This window comes from Methylobacterium jeotgali, assembly GCF_022179345.1.
GTDB classification, from domain to species: Bacteria; Pseudomonadota; Alphaproteobacteria; order Rhizobiales; family Beijerinckiaceae; genus Methylobacterium; species Methylobacterium jeotgali.
The window spans coordinates 17,029-36,854 of the sequence record NZ_BPQR01000075.1; the positions used below are offsets into that span (position 1 = coordinate 17,029).

At 71.4% G+C, this 19,826-nt stretch carries 18 protein-coding genes; 11 read left to right on the forward strand and 7 right to left on the reverse strand.

Annotated features, from left to right (window positions below; all coding sequences use genetic code 11):
* Complete coding sequence (locus MFF04_RS18520) at nucleotides 1-357, forward strand: hypothetical protein (protein ID WP_238277995.1); 357 nt, start codon at nucleotides 1-3, stop codon at nucleotides 355-357.
* Here MFF04_RS18520 and MFF04_RS18525 read toward each other — a convergent pair.
* Nucleotides 344-1,060, reverse strand: coding sequence for an NrsF family protein (locus MFF04_RS18525; protein ID WP_238277997.1), 717 nt, complete (start codon nucleotides 1,058-1,060; stop codon nucleotides 344-346). The two genes, MFF04_RS18520 and MFF04_RS18525, sit on opposite strands and share 14 nt — an antisense overlap.
* Nucleotides 1,053-1,604: an RNA polymerase sigma factor gene (locus tag MFF04_RS18530; protein WP_373320121.1), complete on the reverse strand. Its 552-nt coding sequence runs from the start codon at nucleotides 1,602-1,604 to the stop codon at nucleotides 1,053-1,055. The genes MFF04_RS18525 and MFF04_RS18530 overlap by 8 nt, the downstream gene beginning before the upstream one ends.
* 471 nt (nucleotides 1,605-2,075) lie before the next feature.
* Here MFF04_RS18530 and MFF04_RS18535 point away from each other — a divergent pair, with 471 nt between their 5' ends.
* The 8 genes from MFF04_RS18535 (at nucleotide 2,076) to MFF04_RS18570 (ending at nucleotide 10,702) form a co-directional block, all read left to right on the forward strand.
* Entirely contained in the window at nucleotides 2,076-3,080 is a 1,005-nt protein-coding gene (locus tag MFF04_RS18535) for a zinc-binding dehydrogenase (protein ID WP_373320122.1), read from the forward strand.
* A 134-nt stretch (nucleotides 3,081-3,214) separates the two neighbouring features.
* Nucleotides 3,215-3,637, forward strand: a complete 423-nt coding sequence (locus tag MFF04_RS18540) for a PaaI family thioesterase (RefSeq protein WP_238278001.1) — start codon at nucleotides 3,215-3,217, stop codon at nucleotides 3,635-3,637.
* An 8-nt stretch (nucleotides 3,638-3,645) separates the two neighbouring features.
* Nucleotides 3,646-4,491 (forward strand): VOC family protein, encoded by an 846-nt coding sequence (locus tag MFF04_RS18545; protein WP_238278003.1) that lies wholly within the window; start codon nucleotides 3,646-3,648, stop codon nucleotides 4,489-4,491.
* A gap of 85 nt (nucleotides 4,492-4,576) precedes the next feature.
* A complete protein-coding gene (locus tag MFF04_RS18550; protein WP_238278005.1) occupies nucleotides 4,577-6,199 on the forward strand; it encodes a gamma-glutamyltransferase family protein in 1,623 nt (540 codons plus the stop codon).
* A 325-nt stretch (nucleotides 6,200-6,524) separates the two neighbouring features.
* A complete protein-coding gene (locus MFF04_RS18555; protein ID WP_238278007.1) occupies nucleotides 6,525-7,319 on the forward strand; it encodes an ABC transporter ATP-binding protein in 795 nt (264 codons plus the stop codon).
* A complete protein-coding gene (locus MFF04_RS18560; RefSeq protein ID WP_238278009.1) occupies nucleotides 7,313-8,131 on the forward strand; it encodes an ABC transporter permease in 819 nt (272 codons plus the stop codon). The genes MFF04_RS18555 and MFF04_RS18560 overlap by 7 nt, the downstream gene beginning before the upstream one ends.
* Nucleotides 8,132-8,177: 46 nt before the next feature.
* Nucleotides 8,178-9,158, forward strand: a complete 981-nt coding sequence (locus tag MFF04_RS18565; protein ID WP_238278011.1) for an ABC transporter substrate-binding protein — start codon at nucleotides 8,178-8,180, stop codon at nucleotides 9,156-9,158.
* Nucleotides 9,159-9,172: 14 nt separating this feature from the next.
* Entirely contained in the window at nucleotides 9,173-10,702 is a 1,530-nt protein-coding gene (locus MFF04_RS18570) for a class I adenylate-forming enzyme family protein (RefSeq protein WP_238278013.1), read from the forward strand.
* A gap of 1 nt (nucleotide 10,703) precedes the next feature.
* Here MFF04_RS18570 and MFF04_RS18575 read toward each other — a convergent pair whose 3' ends face one another.
* Together MFF04_RS18575 and MFF04_RS18580 are read right to left on the reverse strand one after the other, a co-directional pair.
* On the reverse strand, nucleotides 10,704-11,288 hold the full coding sequence (locus MFF04_RS18575; protein ID WP_238278015.1) for a histidine phosphatase family protein: 585 nt from the start codon (nucleotides 11,286-11,288) through the stop codon (nucleotides 10,704-10,706).
* A gap of 72 nt (nucleotides 11,289-11,360) precedes the next feature.
* Nucleotides 11,361-11,756 (reverse strand): VOC family protein, encoded by a 396-nt coding sequence (locus MFF04_RS18580; RefSeq protein WP_238278017.1) that lies wholly within the window; start codon nucleotides 11,754-11,756, stop codon nucleotides 11,361-11,363.
* A 105-nt stretch (nucleotides 11,757-11,861) separates the two neighbouring features.
* Between MFF04_RS18580 and MFF04_RS18585 the strand changes: the two genes are divergently transcribed.
* Together MFF04_RS18585 and MFF04_RS18590 are read left to right on the forward strand one after the other, a co-directional pair.
* The gene (locus MFF04_RS18585; RefSeq protein ID WP_238278019.1) at nucleotides 11,862-12,860 is read left to right on the forward strand and encodes a tyrosine recombinase XerC; all 999 of its coding nucleotides are present in this window, start codon (nucleotides 11,862-11,864) and stop codon (nucleotides 12,858-12,860) included.
* A 134-nt stretch (nucleotides 12,861-12,994) separates the two neighbouring features.
* Nucleotides 12,995-13,831, forward strand: a complete 837-nt coding sequence (locus MFF04_RS18590) for a response regulator (RefSeq protein ID WP_238278021.1) — start codon at nucleotides 12,995-12,997, stop codon at nucleotides 13,829-13,831.
* A 36-nt stretch (nucleotides 13,832-13,867) separates the two neighbouring features.
* Here MFF04_RS18590 and lpdA read toward each other — a convergent pair whose 3' ends face one another.
* The 3 genes from lpdA to MFF04_RS18605 form a co-directional block, all read right to left on the reverse strand.
* The gene (lpdA, locus tag MFF04_RS18595) at nucleotides 13,868-15,268 is read right to left on the reverse strand and encodes a dihydrolipoyl dehydrogenase (RefSeq protein WP_238278023.1); all 1,401 of its coding nucleotides are present in this window, start codon (nucleotides 15,266-15,268) and stop codon (nucleotides 13,868-13,870) included.
* Between the two features lie 79 nt (nucleotides 15,269-15,347).
* Nucleotides 15,348-16,634: a 2-oxoglutarate dehydrogenase complex dihydrolipoyllysine-residue succinyltransferase gene (gene odhB / locus MFF04_RS18600; protein WP_238278025.1), complete on the reverse strand. Its 1,287-nt coding sequence runs from the start codon at nucleotides 16,632-16,634 to the stop codon at nucleotides 15,348-15,350.
* A gap of 80 nt (nucleotides 16,635-16,714) precedes the next feature.
* The gene (locus MFF04_RS18605; RefSeq protein WP_238278027.1) at nucleotides 16,715-19,690 is read right to left on the reverse strand and encodes a 2-oxoglutarate dehydrogenase E1 component; all 2,976 of its coding nucleotides are present in this window, start codon (nucleotides 19,688-19,690) and stop codon (nucleotides 16,715-16,717) included.
* Between the last annotated feature and the right edge of the window lie 136 nt (nucleotides 19,691-19,826).

Below are 19,826 nucleotides of genomic sequence, written 5' to 3' on the forward strand. Positions count from 1 at the left end.
ATGAGAGCCTTCTGGGACGATGGCGGGAGCAGCCTAGCCGCCGACCAGGCACGGCCCGTGAGCCTGGAGGAGGCCTGCCGGCTCTGGTCCGACCTGCGGGGCAGTGAGGGAAGTTTCCTCGGATTGATCGATGACCGGGACAGGACGATTCAGTTCTACTTCGACGGCGGCATCCCGGACGATGTCGAGGATGCGCGGCATCTGCGGATCGTCTTGATGGACCTGCCGGAGCCGGAGAAGGGGGGCTCCCACGGCCGGCAGGTGGCGGTCGGCGACGTGCAGCGCCTCATCGGGCGGGCGTTCGAGCTCGGCGCGGATCACCGCCACTTCGGCGGGTTGACCTTCACCTCCTGGTAGGGCTCTGGCCAAGGTCCGGGATCCCCGACCGCGACAGGATGCGTCCCCCGAAAAACCCGTTGAGGGCGAGGATCAGAGCCACCGCCACGGCGTGGCTGGCCAGATCGGTGAGGGTGGCGTCGTGCGGGTGGAAGGGCACGAGGAGGAGCGCCGCGGCCGCCGCCGCCGCGAGCCCCCCGAGCCCCGCGGCGAGCCCCGGCTGGAGCGGGCAGGCCCGGCGCAGCATCAGGACGAGCAGCGCCGAGAGCGGCAGCGAGACGCTCATCAGGAAGGCGAAGCAGTGGGCGGTCTCGCCCTCCGCCGCGCCGCTCCCCGGCGCGAGCCAGCCCCGCAGGCAGCCGAGCCCGCTCGCCCCGATCCAGAGCAGTGCGGGAGCGGCGGGCAGCAGCGCCCAGCGCCGGGAGCGGCCCGGCACGCTGACCTGGAAGGCGGCGAGCGCCGCCGCGATCGCGGTGAGCCCGGCGCCGGCCGCCGCGTAGCGCAGGTCCGGCGTCGCCATGCGCCGGGCCAGCGTCTCCATGTCGGCGAAGGGGCTCATGGCGAGCGCCAGGAGCGCCACCGCGCCGAGCCAGCCGAGCGCCCGCAGGCTCGGCGGCGCCAGCGGCCGCACGGGGGCGAGGTCCCCGGCCAGCGCCTCGACCAGCGCCTCGCGGCGCGCGGCCGGGCTCGCGGAGGATGGGCTCGCGGAAGGCCCGTCAGACATCGCCCCGCTCCCGTTCCCCGGAGAGTGCCCCGCGCAGCGCCTTCAGCGCCCGGTGCAGGTTCACCTTGAGCGCGCCCTTGCTGCGCCCCGTCAGCCGCGCGGCCTCGTCGAGGGAGCGCTCGCGCAGCGCGAGGTGCTCCACCGCCTCCCGCTGGCCCTGCGGCAGGGCCGCGACCGCCCGGCGCAGATGCGCCGAGCGCTCCCGCGCCTCGATCCCCATGCCGGGACCGGGCGCCGGATCGGCCTCCCCCTCGTAGGCCGCCGGATCGTGAACCTCCCGGGGCTGGCGGCCGCCGCGGCGCAGGGCGTCGACGCTCCGCCGCCGGGCGATGGCGCCGAGCCAGGGCAGGAAGGGACGGGCGGGGTCGTAGCTCGCCCGCGCCCGGTGCAGCGTCACCAGCGTGTCCTGGACCACGTCCTCGACCGCCTCGCCCCGCAGGCCCTGCCCGCGGGCGACCCGGGCGATCACCGGCGCGCAGGCCCGCAGCAGCCGGCGATAGGCCTGCGCGTCGCCGCCCTGCGCGGCGGCCATGTCCGCGGCCATCGCGGCGTCGGGGCCGGAGGCGGCCCGGTCGGTGGCTCTCTGGCCGTCCTCGCGCATGCCGGCCCCGGTGCCGCGCCGCATCCGGGACGGCGCCCTTCCCTGTAGGCCGGGATCGCCCAGGGCGGAAGCCGGGGCCGGCCCGCCCCGGGCCAGGCAGATCGCGATCATCCCCTCGAATCCATCGCCGCCGGACCTCGCCCTGCACATGACGGCGCCTCCGCCGCGTCCCGGTCGGTTCGCCGGGGCCGCGCCGACCGTTACCTCGGCCCGTGAAAAAATCCGCGGCTCGCAAGACGGATGGAACGGAATGCGCGCCTGACCCTGGCGACGGAGGATCGATCTCCCTCAACCCGTGATGGAAGAGAAGAAAGTTCTGGTGCTGTCTTCCCGTCAGGCTGGACAGCTCCGAGAGCGGCCTCTAGGTGCCCTCCATCGGATCGATCGAAGGGAACCGGAATGTCGGCAGGAACCATGCGCGCGCTCGTCCTCGACAGCCATGGCGGCCTCGACAACCTGCGCCTCGTCTCCGACAAGCCGGTCCCGAGCGCGGAGGCGGGCCACGTCGTCATCCGGGTGCGCGCCTCCTCCTTCAACTACCACGACGTGTTCACCGTGCGCGGGATGCCGGGCATCAAGGTGCCGCTGCCCGTCGTCATCGGCCTCGATATGGCCGGCGAGATCGCCGAGGTCGGCCCCGGCGTCGAGGGTTGGGCGAAGGGCGACCGGGTGCTCGTCAACCCGGTCAACAAGCGCAAGGGCCTGCTCGGCGAGATGATGGACGGCGGCATGGCCGAGTACTGCCTCGTCGCCGCCGACCAGCTCATCCGCATGCCCGACGGCGTCTCCTTCGAGGATGCCGCCTCGCTCCCCGTCGCCTACGGCACGGCCCACCGGATGATCGTGACCCACAACACGGTCAAGAAGGGCGACCGGGTGCTGGTGCTCGGCGCCTCCGGCGGCGTCGGCACGGGCTGCGTGCTGCTCGCCAAGCAGCTCGGCGCCGAGGTGATCGCCTGCGCCGGCAGCGCCGACAAGATGGACCGCCTCAAGGCGCTCGGCGCCGACGAGGTCATCAACTACCGCGACACCGACTTCTCGAAATGGGCGATCGAGCGCTACGGCAAGCCGCAGCGGCGCACCTACGAGGGCGGCGTCGACGTCGTCATCAACTTCACCGGCGGCGACACCTGGGTGCCTTCGCTGCGCTGCCTGAAGCGGGGCGGCAAGCTCCTGGTCTGCGGGGCCACCGCCGGGCACGACCCGAAGGAGGACCTGCGCTACGTCTGGAGCTTCGAATTGCAGATCATCGGCTCGAACAGCTTCTACGACGACAACCTCGCCGAGCTGATGCGCATGATCGCCGCCGGCGAGATCAAGCCCGTCATCGACAAGGTGCTGCCGCTGGAGGAGGCCGCCGAAGGCCTGCGCCTGATCCAGGACCGCGAGGTGATGGGCAAGGTCGTCGTCACGCCGTAGAGCGCTCTCCGCCGACGCGGACGCCGGTTCGGCGAAAGAGAGCGCGTCGCAAAGATGGGAGCTGCGTCCGGTCCACGATCGGACGCAGCTCCGCGGCCCACGAGCGCCGCGAGAAGAACCGAACCGGAGCGAACATGTCCGACAAGATCCTGACGGCCGAGGAGGTCGAGGCCCTCATCACCCGAGGGCCCTTCCACCAGTGGCTCGGACTGAGGGTCAAGAAGGTCGAGGCCGACGCGATCGAGCTGACCGCGACCTGGCGCGAGGAGTGGGTGGTCAACCCCGATCGCCGCTATACCCATGGCGGCATCCTCGCGGCGCTCGTCGACCTCACCGCCGACTGGGCGCTGGTCTCCCGCACCGGCCGGGGCGTGCCGACCGTCGACATGCGGGTCGACTACCACCGGCCGGCGATGCCGGGCGACCTCACGGCGCGGGGCAAGGTCGTGAAATTCGGCGGCCAGTTCTCGGTGGCCGAGGCCTCCGTGTTCGACGCCGAGGGCAAGCTGCTCGCCAGCGGCCGGGGCGTCTACCTCACCGCGCCGCCGAAGGCCTGAGCCCGGCGATGAAACCGCCCCGCGAGGGTCTCTTCGACCACGCCGTGCTCAACCTGCATTACGGGGTCGACGAGGGCGAGGCGCTCCTCGCCTCCCTCGGCTTCACCGTGAGCCCGCGGGGCTACCATACGCTCGGCTCCATCAACCATACGGTGGCGCTGGGTTCGAGCTACCTCGAGATCGTCGGGCTCGACCCCGCGAACCCGAAGCCGCGCAAGGAGCTTCTCGACTCCCCGCTCGGCCTCGACGGGCTCGTCTGGAGCAGCGACGACATCCAAGCCGCCCATGCCCGCCTCGTCGCGGCGGGGCTGCCGGCCTCCGAGCCCGGCACCTTCGGCCGTCCGGTCAGCGTCGACGGCCATGAGGTCGAGGCGCGCTTCGAGGTGACGCGGCTGGCGCCGGGATGGTTCGCGCCGGCCCGGCTCTACTTCTGCGACCACCTCACGCCGGAGCTCGTCTGGCAGGAGGGGTTCTCGAACCACCCGAACACGGCGGACCGCATCCTCGCCGTCCATGTCGCCGCTGAGGACCCGGCGGCCGAGGCGGCCCGGCTCGCAACCTTCCTCGGCGTGCCCGCCCCCGGGGACGGCCGCATCGAGAGCGGCGGCGTGCCGATCCTGTTCGAGACCCCGGAGACCGTCGCCGAGCGTCTCGGCGAACCGTTCTCCCCGGAGGCCCGCGTGCCGCGGGTGGCCGGGCTGACCCTCGGCGTGCGCTCCCTCGACGCCCTCGAGACGAGCCTCGCGCCCCGCTGGGCGGGGGCGGCCCTGCGGCGGGAGGCTGATGCCGTCACCGTCCCGGCGGCGGCCTGCTTCGGCGTGACGCTGGCCTTCCGCGAGGGCGCCGGCGGCTGAGGCGCCCTTCGGGCACGCAGCCTTGCTCTCGCGCCGGAGCCGGCGCGAGATGCCTCACGATCCTCCCCGCCATCGAGGCCGAGCCATGAAGCCGTTCGACTGGACCACCGGCTACCCCACGGTGCGCATGCCGATGTTCGGCCGCAACGTGGTCGCGACCTCCCACGCGCTCGCCGCCCAGGCCGGGATGCGCATGCTCTGGAAGGGCGGCAACGCGGTCGACGCCGCCATCGCCACGGCGGCGGCCAAGACCATCACCGAGCCCTGCAGCAACGGGCTGGGCTCCGACGCCTTCTGCATCCTCTGGGACGGGGAGCGCCTCCATGGCCTCGACGCCTCCGGCGGCGCGCCCGCGGCCTGGAGCCTCGACTACTTCCGGGGCAAGTACGGCTCCGACGCCGCCAAGCCCCCGCAGCGGGGCTGGGACTCGGTGACGGTGCCGGGCGCCGTCGCCGCCTGGGTGGCGCTGAGCGAGCGCTTCGGTCGCCTGCCCTTCGCCGACCTGATGGAGCCGGCGATCGAGATCGCCGAGCGGGGCTACCTCGCCCCGGTCGTCGTCCAGCAGAAATGGGCGGCCGCCGCCCGCGTCGCGGAGATCGTGCGCCAGCCGGGCTTCGCCGAGGTTTTTCTGCCCAAGGGCCGGGCGCCGGAGGTGGGCGAGCGCGTCACCGTGCCCGGCGCGGCGCGGACGCTTCGCGCCATCGCGGAGACCAAGGGACGAGCCTTCTACGAGGGCGAGATCGCCGAGGCCATGGAGCGCCACGCGAAGGCCCATGGCGGCGTCATGACCGCGACGGACCTCGCGGCCTACCGCCCGCAATGGGTCGAGCCCACCGCCAAGGACTACCGCGGCTACACGCTCCACGAGATCCCGCCCGCCGGCCAAGGCATCGCCGCGCAGATCGCGCTGGGCATCCTCGGGCATTTCGACCTGGCGAGCCTGGCGCCCGACGGCCCGGAGGCGCAGCACCTCCAGATCGAGGCGATGAAGCTCGCCTTCGCCGACACCTACCGCTACGTCGCCGACCGCTCCGCCATGGAGCTGACGCCCGCGCAGATGCTGGACGACGGGTATCTGGCCGAGCGCGCCAAGCTGATCGACCCGCGAAAAGCCCAAAGATTCTCGGCCGGGCGGCCGAGGTCGGGGGGCACGATCTACCTCACCGCCGCCGACGAGTCGGGGATGATGGTGAGCTTCATCCAGTCGAACTTCATGGGCTTCGGCTCCGGCGTCGTGGTGCCGGAATGGGGCCTCTCGCTCCAGAACCGCGGCCACGGCTTCAGCCTGCGGCCGGACAGCCCCAACGTGGTGGCGCCGGGCAAGCGCCCCTTCCACACCATTATCCCGGGCTTCCTGACGAAGGACGGGGCGCCGGTGATGAGCTTCGGCGTGATGGGCGGCAACATGCAGCCGCAAGGGCACGTGCAGACGCTGGTGCGCATGCTCGACCACGGGCAGAACCCGCAGGCCGCCTGCGACGCTCCCCGCTGGCGCTTCAACGCCGGGCTCGAGATCAACGCCGAGAGCACCATGCCGGCGGCCACCGTCCAGGCGCTTCAGGACCTCGGCCACGAGGTCGAGGTGATCGAGGACAGCTACCAGGATTTCGGAGCCGGCCAGTTCATCTGGCGGATGGGCGACCCGAAGGTCGAGGGCTACGTCGCGGCGAGCGATCCGCGCCGGGACGGGCAGGCGGTGGTCGGATGAGGGCCGCCGCCGAGCCCCTGCAACCTTGAAGGGAAGCCCCGCAGCCCCAAGTTTTTGACGCTTGCAGGGCCCGGGCCGCCTCCGGCGCCTTGCCAGATGGCCCCGGCCTTGCCAGACCTGGGAGAACAGGCGGCCAACGCCGGTCGGGATCGTCCCGCGATCCCCGAGGAGACGCTCCCGGACCGCTTCGAGACGCCGCACGGGCGGGCCTTCGCCCGCCCCGAATCCGCCTGGGAGCCCGAGCCTGACCCCCGAGACCGCGACGATCTCCGACGCGAGCCTTCCCCTGTCCGGCGCCCCGACCTTCGGGAGCGCGGGCGGGAGCGTGCCGGCCCGGACGGCCGGCGACCGGCCGTGCAAGGTCCGGCTCTCCGGTGTCGGCAAATGGTTTCCGCGCCGGGGCGCCCCGCCCCTCCAGGTCCTCGACGGCATCGACCTCGACGTGCCCGAGGGGGCGATCGTCGCCCTCGTCGGCTCCTCCGGAGCCGGCAAGTCGACGCTCCTCAACATCGTCGCCGGCCTCGTCGAGCCCGACGAAGGGACCGTCACCCTCGACGGCAAGCCGCAGGGCGCCTTCCGCGACTGGCGCTCGATCACCTACATGTTCCAGGACGACCGGCTGCTGCCCTGGCGCACCGCCGCGGCCAATGTCGGCTTCGGCCTCGAGGCCGCCGGCGTCGGCGGGGCCGAGCGCCGGCGGCGCGTCGCCGAGACCCTCGATCTCGTCGGCCTGAACGGCTTCGGCGATGCCTACCCGCACGAATTGTCGGGCGGGATGCGCAGCCGCGTGGCGCTCGCCCGCAGCCTCGTCACCGGGCCCTCGCTGCTACTCCTCGACGAGCCCTTCTCGAAGCTCGATCCCGGCACCCGCGCGCAGATGCATGCCGAGGTGCTGCGCATCGCGCGGATGCGGGCGATGACGCTCATCTTCGTCACCCACGACGTCGAGGAGGCCGTGGTGCTGGCCGACTGGGTGGTGGTGCTGCGCCCCCGCCCCGGCCGCGTCGCCGAGACCCGCGCGATCGCCCTGCCCCATCCCCGCGACCCCGTCTCCGTGGAGGTCGCGGAGGCCGTACGCAGCCTACGGGTCGCCCTCGCCGAGGCGAGCGCATCGTGCTGAGCCGGACCCCGAGCCCCCCGGCGCGGGCGCCGCTTCTCCGGGGCGCGGTCGCGGGCCGGCTGCGCACCCTCGGCCTGCGCCTGCTGCTGGTCGTCCTGGCGCTGGCGCTCTGGCAGGTCGCCTCGCTCTACGCGCCGGCCTTCGTCCTGCCGAGCCCGGCCCGCGTCTGGAACGCCTGGACGGGGCTCCTCGCCTCGGGCAGCTTCGCGACCGATCTCGGCATCACGCTGGGACGCATCACCACGGGCTTCCTGCTCGCCGTGGCGATCGGCCTGCCGCTGGGGCTGCTGCTCGGCGCAAGCCGCATCCTCGGCGAGTTCTTCGAGCCGGTCCTCACCGTCGTCAACACGGTCTCGTCCTCGATCTGGGCGATCTTCGCGCTGATCTGGTTCGGGCTCTCGAACTGGACGACGATCTTCGTGGTCTTCATGACCGCGATGCCGCTGATCCTCACCAACGTCTGGCAGGGCACCCGCACCGTCAACGCCGACTATGTCGAGCTCGCCCGCACCTTCCGGATGCCCCGCCGCAAGGTCTTGAGCGCGATCTACCTGCCGACGATCCTGCCGCTCTTCTTCTCCGGCGCCCGTCTCGCCTTCGGTTTCGGCGCGCGCGTCAGCCTCGTCGCGGAGACGCTCGGCGCCAGCAGCGGCATCGGCTACCGCCTGCGCCAGGCCGCCGACCTCGTGCAGACCGATCAGGTCTTCGCCTGGACGCTAACGCTCGTCGGCCTGATGATCGGCCTCGAAGCCCTCGTCCTGAAGCCCCTGGAACGCCACCTCTTCGCCTGGAAGCGGCAGGTGCAGCCCTGACCCGTCTTGCAGCCCCGAGCCATCCCCTCGCGACGGAGCATCTCACGTGAAACTCGGACCGGCGCTCGCCCTGCTGGCGCTTCTCGGCTCGCTGACGGCCACCGCCGCGCAGGCGCAGACCGTGCGCATCGGCTACTGGAGCTCCGGCTTCAGCCTCGGCTTCGGCGCGGTGCTGGAGACCGGCCGCTTCATGGAGGGTGAGGGGCTCAAGGTCGAGTACGTGAAGCTGCCCGACCTCAACGCGCCGACCAAGGCGCTCGCCGCCGGCGCCATCGACTTCGCCATCGCCGCCCCCTTGAGCGGCTCGCTCAGCGTCACCGCCGACGGGCTGCCGCTCAGCATCGTCCTCGTCACCCAGGTCGCCGACCTCGAGTTCGTGGTGCCCGAGGACTCGCCGATCCGGGCGATGGCGGACCTGAAGGGCAAGAAGATCGGCAACTCGCCCCCCGGCAGCTCCACCGCCGCCATCACCTCTGCGATCCTCGAGACGAACTACGGCTTCAAGCCCTCCGACTATCAGGCGGTGCCGGGCGCCGACACGCGCCTTGCCCAGTTCCTGGTCCAGAAGGACATCGACGCGGCGGCGCTGCGCACCGTGACCCTGGCGCTGATCCCCGAGGTGAAGCTGCGGCGCCTCGCGCGCTTCCGCGACGAGTGGCGCAAGATCGCCAAGAACGACGCGCCGCCGATCCTCGGCGTCGGGCTGATGCGCAACGCCTGGCTCGCCGCGAACCCCGAGGGCGCCGCCAAGGTGGTCGCCGCCATGCGCAAGGCCTACGCCTTCGGCCGCGCCGACAAGGCCGCCGTCGCCAAGGCGCTGACCGAGACCGGCAATCTCGACGCCGCCGACGCAAAGGCCTACGCGGCGCTCTGGGACGATATCTACACGGTCAGCCTGGAGCCCGGCGACATCGCCTCGATCAAGGCGGAGTTCGAGATCTTCAAGGGGGTCGGTAGCGTCAAGGGCACCTTCCCCGAGAGCGCCATCGTCACGGCGCCCTACGAGCGCTCGAAGACGATCCCGTAGGGCCGCGCGCCGCGATGAGCGAGACACGCAACCTCGGCGATCTCGTCGACCGCAGTGGCGATCCCGATCGGCCCCTCATCCTCGGCCTGCCCGGCGCCGACGCGATCGGCGCCTCCCCGACCGTGATGACGCGGGCCGGGCTCGACGCCCTGGCCGATGCCGCTGCCCGAGGCTTCCTGAAGCACGGCCTCGCCCGCGGCGACCGGGTCGCGGTTCTCGCCGCCAACCGGCCCGATTCCATCGCCGTGATGCTCGGCGCCATGCGGGCGGGCATCGTGCCGGTGCCCGTGAACTACCGCTTCCCACCGGCGACCATCGCAGCGGTCATCGCCGACAGCGGCGCTCGCCTCGTCCTCTGCGACGGGCCGCGCCGGGCGAGCCTCGCGCAGGCGCCGCTGCCTGGCGATGTCACCGTGGTGTCCTTCGACGGCGAGGACGAGGGCACACTCTCGGCGCTCCTCGATCCCGGCCCCTTCGAGCCGATCGATCCGAGGCCGGACGAGGCGGCACTCTTCCTTTACACCTCCGGCTCGACCGGCCGGCCGAAAGGCGTTCGGCTGAGCCATGCCTCGCATCTCTGGGTCGCCCGCACCCGGATGCGCGACGCGAGCCTGACGGGCGAGCGGGTGCTGATCGCCGCACCCCTCTACCACATGAACGCGCTGGCTCTGGCGCTCCTCGTCTGCGCCTCCGATGCGCTCGCGGTGCTGATGCCGCAGTTCGACGCGCGCCAGTACATCGACGCCATCGAGCGCTACCGCTGCACCTGGATCACCGCCGTGCCGCCGATGATCGCGATGATGCTCCGGGAGCACGACGCGCTCGCCGGAGCGGACCTGTCGAGCGTGCGCACGGTGCGGATGGGCTCGGCCCCGGTCAACGACACGCTCGCCGCCAAGACCCACGAGCTTCTGCCGAACGCCCGGCTCATCAACGCCTACGGCACCACCGAGGGCGGCCCGATCGTGTTCGGCCCGCATCCGGAGGGACTGCCGACGCCGACGGGCTCGGTCGGGTATCCGCATCCCGACGTCGCCTCCCGCCTCGCCGGGCCCGATGCCCCGGAGGCCGGCGTGCTGGAGATGCGAAGCCCCGCCCTCATGCTCGGCTACCACAACCGCCCGGACACGCCCTCGCCGATCACCGCGGACGGCTTCTATCGCACCGGCGACGTGTTCCGGCGGGACGGAAACGGCTTCCACTACGTCCTCGGGCGCACCGACGACATGTTCGTCTCAGGCGGCGAGAACATCTTTCCGGGCGAGGTCGAATCCGTCCTCGAGACCCATCCCGACATCCTCCAGGCGCTCGTCGTGCCGGTCGAGGACGAGATCAAGGGCACCAAGCCCGTCGCCTTCGTGGTGCGCCGCCCCGGCGCGGCGATCGACGAGGAGGGTGTGAAGCGCCACGCGCTCGCCAACGCGCCGGCCTACCAGCACCCACGCCGGGTCTGGTTCCTCGAGGCTCTGCCACTCGCCACCACCGGCAAGATCGACCGCAACGGCCTGCGCGCCCGCGCGGAGGAGGCGGTGCGCGCGTCCTGACTCAGGCCGCCGCAGCCCCGTCCGAGAGGTCGAGCTCGATCCGGCCGCAGTTCTCCAGCCACGCGCCGGTGAGGTGGTAGAAGAAGGTGCCGTGGCCGACGACCGCGATGGTCCGCTCCGGCCGGGCGACGAGCCAGCGGCGGAACTCGGCGACGCGGCGGTCGAACAGGGGTCGCGGCTCGATCTCCCAGCCGTCGGCCGAGCGCTCGCCCGCGTGCCACCAGATCTCCGGCAGGTGCCCGACCGAGAGATGCGGGAACTCGGCGGCGATCTCGGAGGCCGCGCGGCCGACGTCGCAGCTCGCCTCCTGGCACTCCCGGTGCAGAACCTCGACGAGGATGCGCGGCGCGGCCGGATGCGCGCCGAACAGTCCCATGGTGGTCTCGATCGCCCGCGTCAGCGGCGAGGTCACGACGAGCTCGAACGGGATCTCGGCGAGCCCCGCCCGCGCTGCGGCGACCTGATCCCGTCCCCGTTCGGTCAGCCGGGCGTCGACATGGCCGGGGTCGCGCCCGGTGAGGCGATGCGCGGCGTTGAAGGTCGACTCGCCGTGGCGGATGCAGACGATGCGGGTGGGGGCGGGCATGAGGCCTATTTGGGCCCACCCGCGGGCCGGGGCCAGACGCGGACGGGCAGGGGTGGCATGCGGAAGGCGGATTCAGGCGAAGCGGCCGCTGCGTTCGATGACCTCGATCTTGTAGCCGTCCGGGTCGGTGGCGAAGAAGAAGCGCGCCAGGCGCTGGCCCTCGTGCTCCAGGCTCTTCGGGTCGGTGGCGGGCAGGCCCTTGTCCTTCAGACGCGCGTGGGCGGCCTCCAGATCGTCGACGGTGAAGGCGATGTGCCCGTAGCCGTCGCCGAGATCGTAGGGCTTGTCGCGGCCCTTGTTCACCGTCAGCTCCAGCTCGAAGGGCGAGCCGGGCGCGCGCATGTAGATCAGGGTGAAGTCGGGAAAGTCGAACCGGTCGGAGACCTCGAGCCCGAAGGCCTCCGCGTAGTAGGCGCGTGAGCGCGTCTCGTCGAGGACGCGGATCATGGCGTGGACGAGCTTCGACATCGTGTCTCCGGCGGCATGCGGGCCTCCCCGCGTATCTGGGACAGGCGCCGCCGCCGGCGAGGCCCGTCAACCGGGCGTAAACGCCGCGCGGGGTCTGATCGGGTCATGTCGACACCCCTCCCGACCCCGCTCATGCCCGGCGACGCGCCCCTGCGGGCGGCGATCCTGGCCTGGCAGCGCGCGCTCTCAGCCGAGCGCCGGCTCTCCGGCCGGACCGTCGCGGCCTACGACCGGGACCTGCGTCAGTTCCTCGTCCATCGCGACGCAACGGCCGGCCGGCCGATCGGCATCGCGGATCTCGTGGGGCTGAAGCCCCGGGACGTGCGCGCCTTCATGGCGGCGCGGCGGGCCGAGGGCATCTCCGGACGCTCCCTGATGCGGGCGCTGGCGGGCCTGCGCTCCTTCGGCCGCTTTCTCGAACGGGAGGGGCATGGCGCGAGCGCGGCGCTCGCGGCGGTGCGCTCGCCCAAGGTCGAGCGGCGCCTGCCGCGGCCGCTGCCGGTCGCCGCGGCCCGGGCGCTCACGACGCCGGACGTCCGGGCGGGCGAGGAGCGCGAGCCCTGGGTGCTCGCCCGCGACGCGGCGGTGCTCGCCCTCCTCTACGGGGCGGGCCTGCGCATCTCGGAGGCGCTGGGGCTCCTGCGCCGGGACGCGCCCCTCGGCGGCCTCGACGCCCTCACCGTCACCGGCAAGGGTGGCAAGCAGCGCATGGTGCCGGTGCTGCCGGTCGTCGCTCGGGCGCTCGCCGACTATCTCGCCGCCTGCCCGCACCCGCTGGCGCCGGAGGGGCCGCTGTTCGTCGGCGTCAAGGGCGGTCCGCTGTCGCCGCGGGTGGTGCAGTACGCGGTCGCTGGCCTGCGCGGCGCGCTCGGCCTGCCCGACAGCGCCACGCCGCATGCGCTGCGCCACTCCTTCGCCACGCATCTCCTCGCCCGCCAGGGCGAATTGCGCGCCATCCAGGAACTGCTCGGCCACGCCTCCCTGTCCTCGACGCAGATCTACACGCGGGTCGACGCCGCCCGTCTGATGAGCGCCTTCGACGCCACCCATCCGCGGGCGCGGCTGGGGAGCGGCCTCGACGCAAAGGGGTCCTCGCCGGGCTGAACACGCAAACATCCGATGCCAGGCGACGCACCATTAAGGCATCGCTCACGTTTCTGCGCTTCAACTTGGGTGAAACGGAGAGCCCGCGCCGGGCGACGACCATGTCTGACATGCCAGACCCATCCCGAGCCCCGGTGCCTGGCGCGGTCGTCCTCGTCGCGGACGACGATGCCCGGCGACGGTCCACCCTGGTCGAAACGGTCCTCCGGTTCGATCCCGCCGCCGCCATTCTCGAAGCGCGGACCGGCGAGGAGGTCATCGCCCACATCACCGCGCGCCGTCCCACCATCGGCTTCGTCGGCATGAAGCTCGACGGCCTGAGCGGGCCGGAGGCGATCGCCGTCGCCCGGAAGCGGGGCGTGACGATCCCCTGCCTCGTGCTGGTGGCGCCGCGGGTCTTCCCGCAGTGGCAGGAGCTGGCGCAGAGCCTCAACGCCTACGAGGTTCTGAAGACGCCCCTCGACCCGGACCATATCGGCAGCCTGCTCGCCGCAAACGCCCGCCGCACGACCCCGACGCCCCTGCTGCTCGCCTCCTCCTCGGACGCGGCCCGCACCGCGGTCGGCCGCGTGCTCGATCGCTGCGGCTTCGCGTTGGAGGTGGACGAGGCGGACAGCGGCCGCCACGCCCTCAAGCTCCTGCGGACGGGGGGCTACCGCCTCGCCTTCATCGATACCAACCTCGAAGGGCTCGACGGGCTGGAGCTCGCCTGCCAGGTCCAGACCCTGAACCTCGCGACGCACGTGACGGTGATGACGACGGGCGATCCCGAGCCCATCGTCAACGCGGCCCGGTTCTTCGGCGTCGATTTCGTGATGACGATGCCGTTCTATGCCCGCGACATCGACCTTGCGATCCACCACGCCCTGGATCTGCGCCGGCCCTATCTTCTCCATGCGCTGACCGCGCCGCCGGCCCCCACGGCGCTGGTGCGGGTCGGTGCACCCCTGCCCGCCCGCCGCTCGGCCTGAGCGGAAGCGGGCGAGGCCGGACGATTCCGGCGATCCTCAGACGTGGATCGCGCGCTTGGAGACGGCGAGAGCCGCCTCCTTCACCGCCTCGGTCAGCGTCGGGTGGGCGTGGCAGGTGCGGGCCACGTCCTCGGCGCTCGCCCCGAACTCCATGGCGACGGCGAGCTCGGCGATGAGGTTGCCCGCGTCCGCCCCGACAATGTGGACGCCGAGCACCCGGTCGGTCTTGGCGTCGGCGAGGATCTTCACGAAGCCGTCGGTGGTGTGGTTGACCTTGGCGCGGCCGTTGGCCGTGAACGGGAACTTGCCGGCGTTGTAGGCGACGCCGTCCTTCTTCAGCTCCTCCTCCGTGCGCCCGACCGAGGCGACCTCGGGGAAGGTGTAGACGACGTTCGGGATGACGCCGTAGTTCAGGTGGCCCGACTGGCCGGCGAGGATCTCGGCCACCGCCACGCCCTCGTCCTCCGCCTTGTGGGCGAGCATCGGCCCGGCGATCACGTCGCCGATGGCGTAGATGCCGGTGACGTTGGTGGCGTAGTGGCTGTCCGTCTGGATGCGGCCCTTCGAGTCGGTCTGCACGCCGACCGTCTCGAGGCCGAGGCCCTCGGTGTAGGGCGTGCGGCCGATGGCCACGAGCACCACGTCCGCCTGGATCGTCTCGCTCTCGCCGCCGGCCGCCGGCTCGACGCTCACCGCCGCGCCCTTCTTGCCGACATCGACGCCGGTGACCTTCGAGGAGAGGCGGAAGACGATGCCCTGCTTCTCGAGGATGCGCTGGAACTGCTTGCCGACCTCGCCGTCCATGCCCGGCAGCACCCGGTCGAGATACTCGACCACGGTGACCTCGGCGCCGAGCCGGCGCCAGACCGAGCCGAGCTCCAGCCCGATGACGCCTGCGCCGATCACCACGAGCTTCTTCGGCACCTGACCGAGGGCGAGGGCGCCGGTCGAGGAGACCACGATCCGCTCGTCGATGGTGACGCCCGGGAGCTTCGCCACGTCCGAGCCCGTGGCGATGACGATGTTGCGGGTCTCGATGATGCGGTTGCCGCCATCCTCCGAGATCACCTCGACGCGGCCGGCGCCGGCGATGCGCGCGGTGCCGTGGAAGGCGTCGACCTTGTTCTTCTTGAGCAGGAACTCGACGCCCTTGGTGTTGCCCGCGACGCCCTCGTCCTTGAAGGCCATCATCTTCGCGAGGTCGAGCTTCGGGCTGCCCACGATCACGCCGAGATCGGCGAAATGCTTGCCCGCGTCCTCGAAGGCCTCGGAGGCGTGCAGAAGCGCCTTCGAGGGGATGCAGCCGACGTTGAGGCAGGTGCCGCCATGGGTCGCCCGCTTCTCGACCACGGCCGTGCGCAGCCCGAGCTGCGCCGCGCGGATGGCGCAGACATAGCCGCCGGGGCCGGTGCCGATGACGACGAGATCGTAGGACATGCGGATTCCGCTTCGGGCGTGAGAGATCCGAGGGCGAGCGCCCGCGGAGCGGTCTTGAGATTGTTCGCCGGTTGCCGGATCAGAGGTCCAGCACGAGGCGCGCCGGGTCCTCCAGGGCCTCCTTGACGCGAACGAGGAAGGTCACCGCCTCCTTCCCGTCGACGATGCGGTGGTCGTAGGAGAGGGCGAGGTACATCATCGGCCGCGCCTCGATCTTGCCGGCGCGGACCACCGGGCGCTCCTCGATGCGGTGCATGCCGAGGATGCCGGACTGCGGTGCATTGAGGATCGGCGTCGACATCAGCGAGCCGTAGATGCCGCCGTTGGTGATGGTGAAGGTGCCGCCCTGCATGTCCTCGATGGAGAGCTTGCCGTCGCGGGCCTTCTTGCCGAAGCCGGCGATCTTCTTCTCGATGCCGGCGATGGAGAGATCGTCGGCGTCGCGCACCACGGGCACCACGAGGCCCTTGTCGGTGCCGACCGCGATGCCGACGTGGTAGTAGTTCTTGTAGACGATGTCCTGGCCGTCGATCTCGGCGTTGACCGCGGGCACGTCCTTCAGGGCCTGCACGCAGGCCTTGGTGAAGAAGCCCATGAAGCCGAGCTTCGTGCCGTGCTTCTTCTCGAAGGCGTCCTTGTACTGGGCGCGCATCGCCATCACCGCCGACATGTCGACGTCGTTGAACGTCGTCAGCATCGCCGCCGTGTCCTGCGCGTCCTTGAGGCGGCGGGCGATGGTCTGGCGCAGCTTCGTCATGCGCACCCGCTCCTCGCGGGCGGCATCGTCCGGCGCCGAGGGCGCGCGGGGCAGGGTCGGGCGGGCCTCCTTGGCCGGCGCGGCGGAGGGGCCCTTCGCCATCGCGGCGAGCATGTCGCCCTTCGTCACGCGGCCGTCCTTGCCGCTGCCGTTGAGGCTCGACGGGTCGACGCCGGATTCCCGCGCGAGCTTGGCCACCGCCGGGCCGTTGTCGGACGCCTCCCGCGGGGCGCCCTTGCTCTCCGCGGGCTTCGAGGGCGCCGCCGCCTCGCCGTGGTTGCCGTAGGCCGCCGCGGAGTCGGCGGGCCTCGCCGCCGCCTTCTCGGGGGCCTTCTCGGCCGGCTTCTCCGGAGCCTTCGCGCCTCCGGCCCCGGCCTCGACGATGGAGCCGAGCAGGGCGCCGGGCTCCACGGTCTCGCCGTCCTTGACCAGGATCTCGCCGAGCTCGCCGGCCGCCGGGGCGTTGACCTCGAGCGTGACCTTGTCGGTCTCGAGCTCCACGATCGGCTCGTCGGCGGCGACCTGATCGCCGGGCTTCTTGAACCAGCGGCCGATGGTGGCCTCGCTCACGGATTCCCCGAGGGTCGGGACGAGGATGTCGGTTGCCATGGTGGGTCACGCCGGATGGGTTGGGCCGCCGGGCCTGGAAGGGGGACGGGGGCGAAAGGCCCCCGGAGGTTTCGGGGCGCTCAGACCGCGAGCGCCTCGTTGAGGAACGCCTGGAGCTGCGCCTGGTGCTTCGACATCAGGCCCACCGCCGTCGAGGCCGAGGCCGGCCGGCCGACGTAGCGGGCGCGCTTGACCGCGCAGTTTGCCTGTCCGAGCACCCATTCGAGGTAGGGCTCCACGAAGGACCAGGCGCCCATGTTCTTGGGCTCCTCCTGGCACCAGACCACCTCGGCGTTGCGGAAGCGGCCCATCTCGTTGGCGAGCGCCTTGAGCGGGAACGGGTAGAGCTGCTCGACGCGCAGGAGGTAGACGTCGTTGACGCCGCGCTTCTCGCGCTCGTCCTCGAGGTCGTAGTAGACCTTGCCCGAGCACAGCACGACCCGCCGGATCTTGTCGTCCTTGACGAGCTTGACGCCCTCCTCGGCGTGCTCGGCGTCGTCCCAGAGGATGCGGTGGAAGGTCGAGCCCTCCGCGATCATGTCGATGTTCGAGACCGCCCGCTTGTGGCGGAGCAGCGACTTCGGCGTCATCAGCACCAGCGGCTTGCGGAAGTCGCGCTTCAGCTGACGGCGCAGGATGTGGAAGTAGTTCGCCGGCGTCGAGACGTTGGCGACCTGCATGTTGTCCTCGGCGCAGGCCTGGAGGTAGCGCTCCAGACGGGCGGACGAGTGCTCGGGCCCCTGGCCCTCGTAGCCGTGGGGCAGCAGCATCACGAGGCCCGACATGCGCAGCCACTTGCGCTCGCCCGACGAGATGAACTGGTCGACGACGACCTGCGCCCCGTTGGCGAAGTCGCCGAACTGCGCCTCCCAGAGCACGAGCGCGTTGGGCTCGGCCAGCGAGTAGCCGTACTCGAAGCCGAGCACCGCCTCCTCGGAGAGCATCGAGTTGATGACCTCCAGGGGCGCCTGGCCCTCGCGGATCGAGTTCAGCGAGGTGAAGCGCTGCTCGTTCTCCTGGTCGATGACGACCGCATGGCGCTGGGAGAAGGTGCCGCGCTCGACGTCCTGGCCCGAGAGCCGCACCCGGTGCCCATCGAGCAGCAGCGAGCCGAAGGCCAGCGCCTCGGCGGTCGCCCAGTCGATGCCGGCGCCGGTCTCCACCGCCTTGGCGCGGTTGTCGAGGAAGCGCTGGATCGTGCGGTGCAGGTGGAAGCCGGGAGGCGCCTGGGTGATCCGCTGGCCGATCTCGCGCAGGGTCTCCAGGGGCACGCCGGTGCGCCCGCGGCGGGCGTCGTCCACGTCCTCGCGCACGGCCTTGAAGCCGGACCAGCGGCCGTCGAGCCAGTCGGCCTTGTTGGCCTTGTAGTTCGTGGCGACCTCGAGCTCGCTGTCGAGCATCGCCCGGAACTCCGCCTTGCGGGCGTCGAGCTGCTCCTGGGTGACGTGCCCGCCCTCCACGAGCTTGCGCCCGTAGGTCTCCAGCACCGTGGGGTGCTTGCGGATGCGCTGGTACATCTTCGGCTGGGTGAAGGCCGGCTCATCGCCCTCGTTGTGGCCGAAGCGGCGGTAGCAGAGCATGTCGATGACGACCGGCTTGCCGAACTTCTGGCGGTACTCCGCGGCGACCTTGGCGGCGAAGGTGACCGCCTCCGGGTCGTCGCCGTTGCAGTGGAAGATCGGCGCCTCGACCATCTTCGCCACGTCCGACGGGTAGGGCGAGGAGCGCGAGAAGCGCGGATCGGTGGTGAAGCCGATCTGGTTGTTGATGATGAAGTGGATCGAGCCGCCGGTACGGTGGCCCTTCAGGCCCGAGAGGCCGAAGCACTCGGCCACCACGCCCTGGCCGGCGAAGGCCGCGTCGCCGTGGATGAGGAGCGGCATGACCTTGCGGCGCTCGACGTTGGGCTTGGCGTGCTGGTCCTGCTTCGCCCGCACCTTTCCGAGCACCACGGGATCGACGATCTCGAGGTGGGAGGGGTTGGCGGTGAGCGACAGGTGGACGGTGTTGCCGTCGAAGGCGCGGTCCGAGGACGCGCCGAGATGGTATTTCACGTCGCCCGAGCCCTCGACCTCGGCCGGGGATGCAGAGCCGCCCTTGAACTCGTTGAACACCGCCCGGAAGGGCTTGGCCATCACGTTGGTGAGCACGTTGAGGCGGCCGCGATGGGCCATGCCCAGCACGATCTCCTCGACGCCGAGCGCGCCGCCGCGCTTGATGATCTGCTCCAGCGCCGGGACCATCGCCTCCGAGCCGTCGAGGCCGAAGCGCTTGGTGCCGGTGTACTTGAGGTCGAGGAATTTTTCGAAACCTTCGGCTTCGATCAACTTGTTCAGAATGGCTCTACGGCCTTCTGGGGTAAAAGAAATCTCCTTGTCCTTGCCCTCGATGCGCTCCTGGATCCAGGCCTTCTCCTCGGGGTCGGAGATGTGCATGAACTCGACGCCGAGCGTCTGGCAGTAGGTCCGCTCCAGGATGCCGACGATCTCGCGGATGGTGCCGAAGGTCAGGCCGAGCACGTTGTCGAGGAAGATCGGCCGGTCCCAGTCGCTCTCCTGGAAGCCGTAATGCTGCGGGTGCAGCTCCTCGTGGTCGCCGCGCGGCGCCAGGCCCAGCGGGTCGAGCTTGGCGTGGAGATGGCCGCGCATGCGGTAGGCGCGGATCAGCATGATCGCGCGGACCGAATCCTTGGCCGCCTGCTCCACGGAGACGCCGGTGGCCGCGACGACCGAGGCGCCGGCCTCCGCCTTCTGCTCCTTGGTTCGGATCTTCTCGCCGACCGCCTTCTCCAGGGCACCCCAGTTGCCGTCGAGCGCCGAGACGATCTCGCCGTTCGCCGGGATCGGCCAGTTGGGCTTCGTCCAGGAGGCGCCGGCGGCGTTCTTCTCGGCGAGCGCCGCGTCCTCGCCGAGCGCCCGGAAGAAATTCTGCCACTCGGGGTCGACCGAGGAGGGATCGCGGGCGAAGGCCGCCTGCAGCTCCTCGATGTAGGCAGCGTTGCCGCCGTAGAGGAACGAGGTTTCGAGGAGCGCTTCGTTCACGTCCTGGCGTGCCATCGGTCCGGTTTCCTGCTCTGCTTGCGGCGGCCCCTCCCCGGAGCCGCCCAGTCATGCTCCCCGATATGGGGATGCGGCCGCGGCAATGGCGGCCGGGCAGCGTTGCGTTTCAGCCCCTGAGGTGCTGGACGAGAGT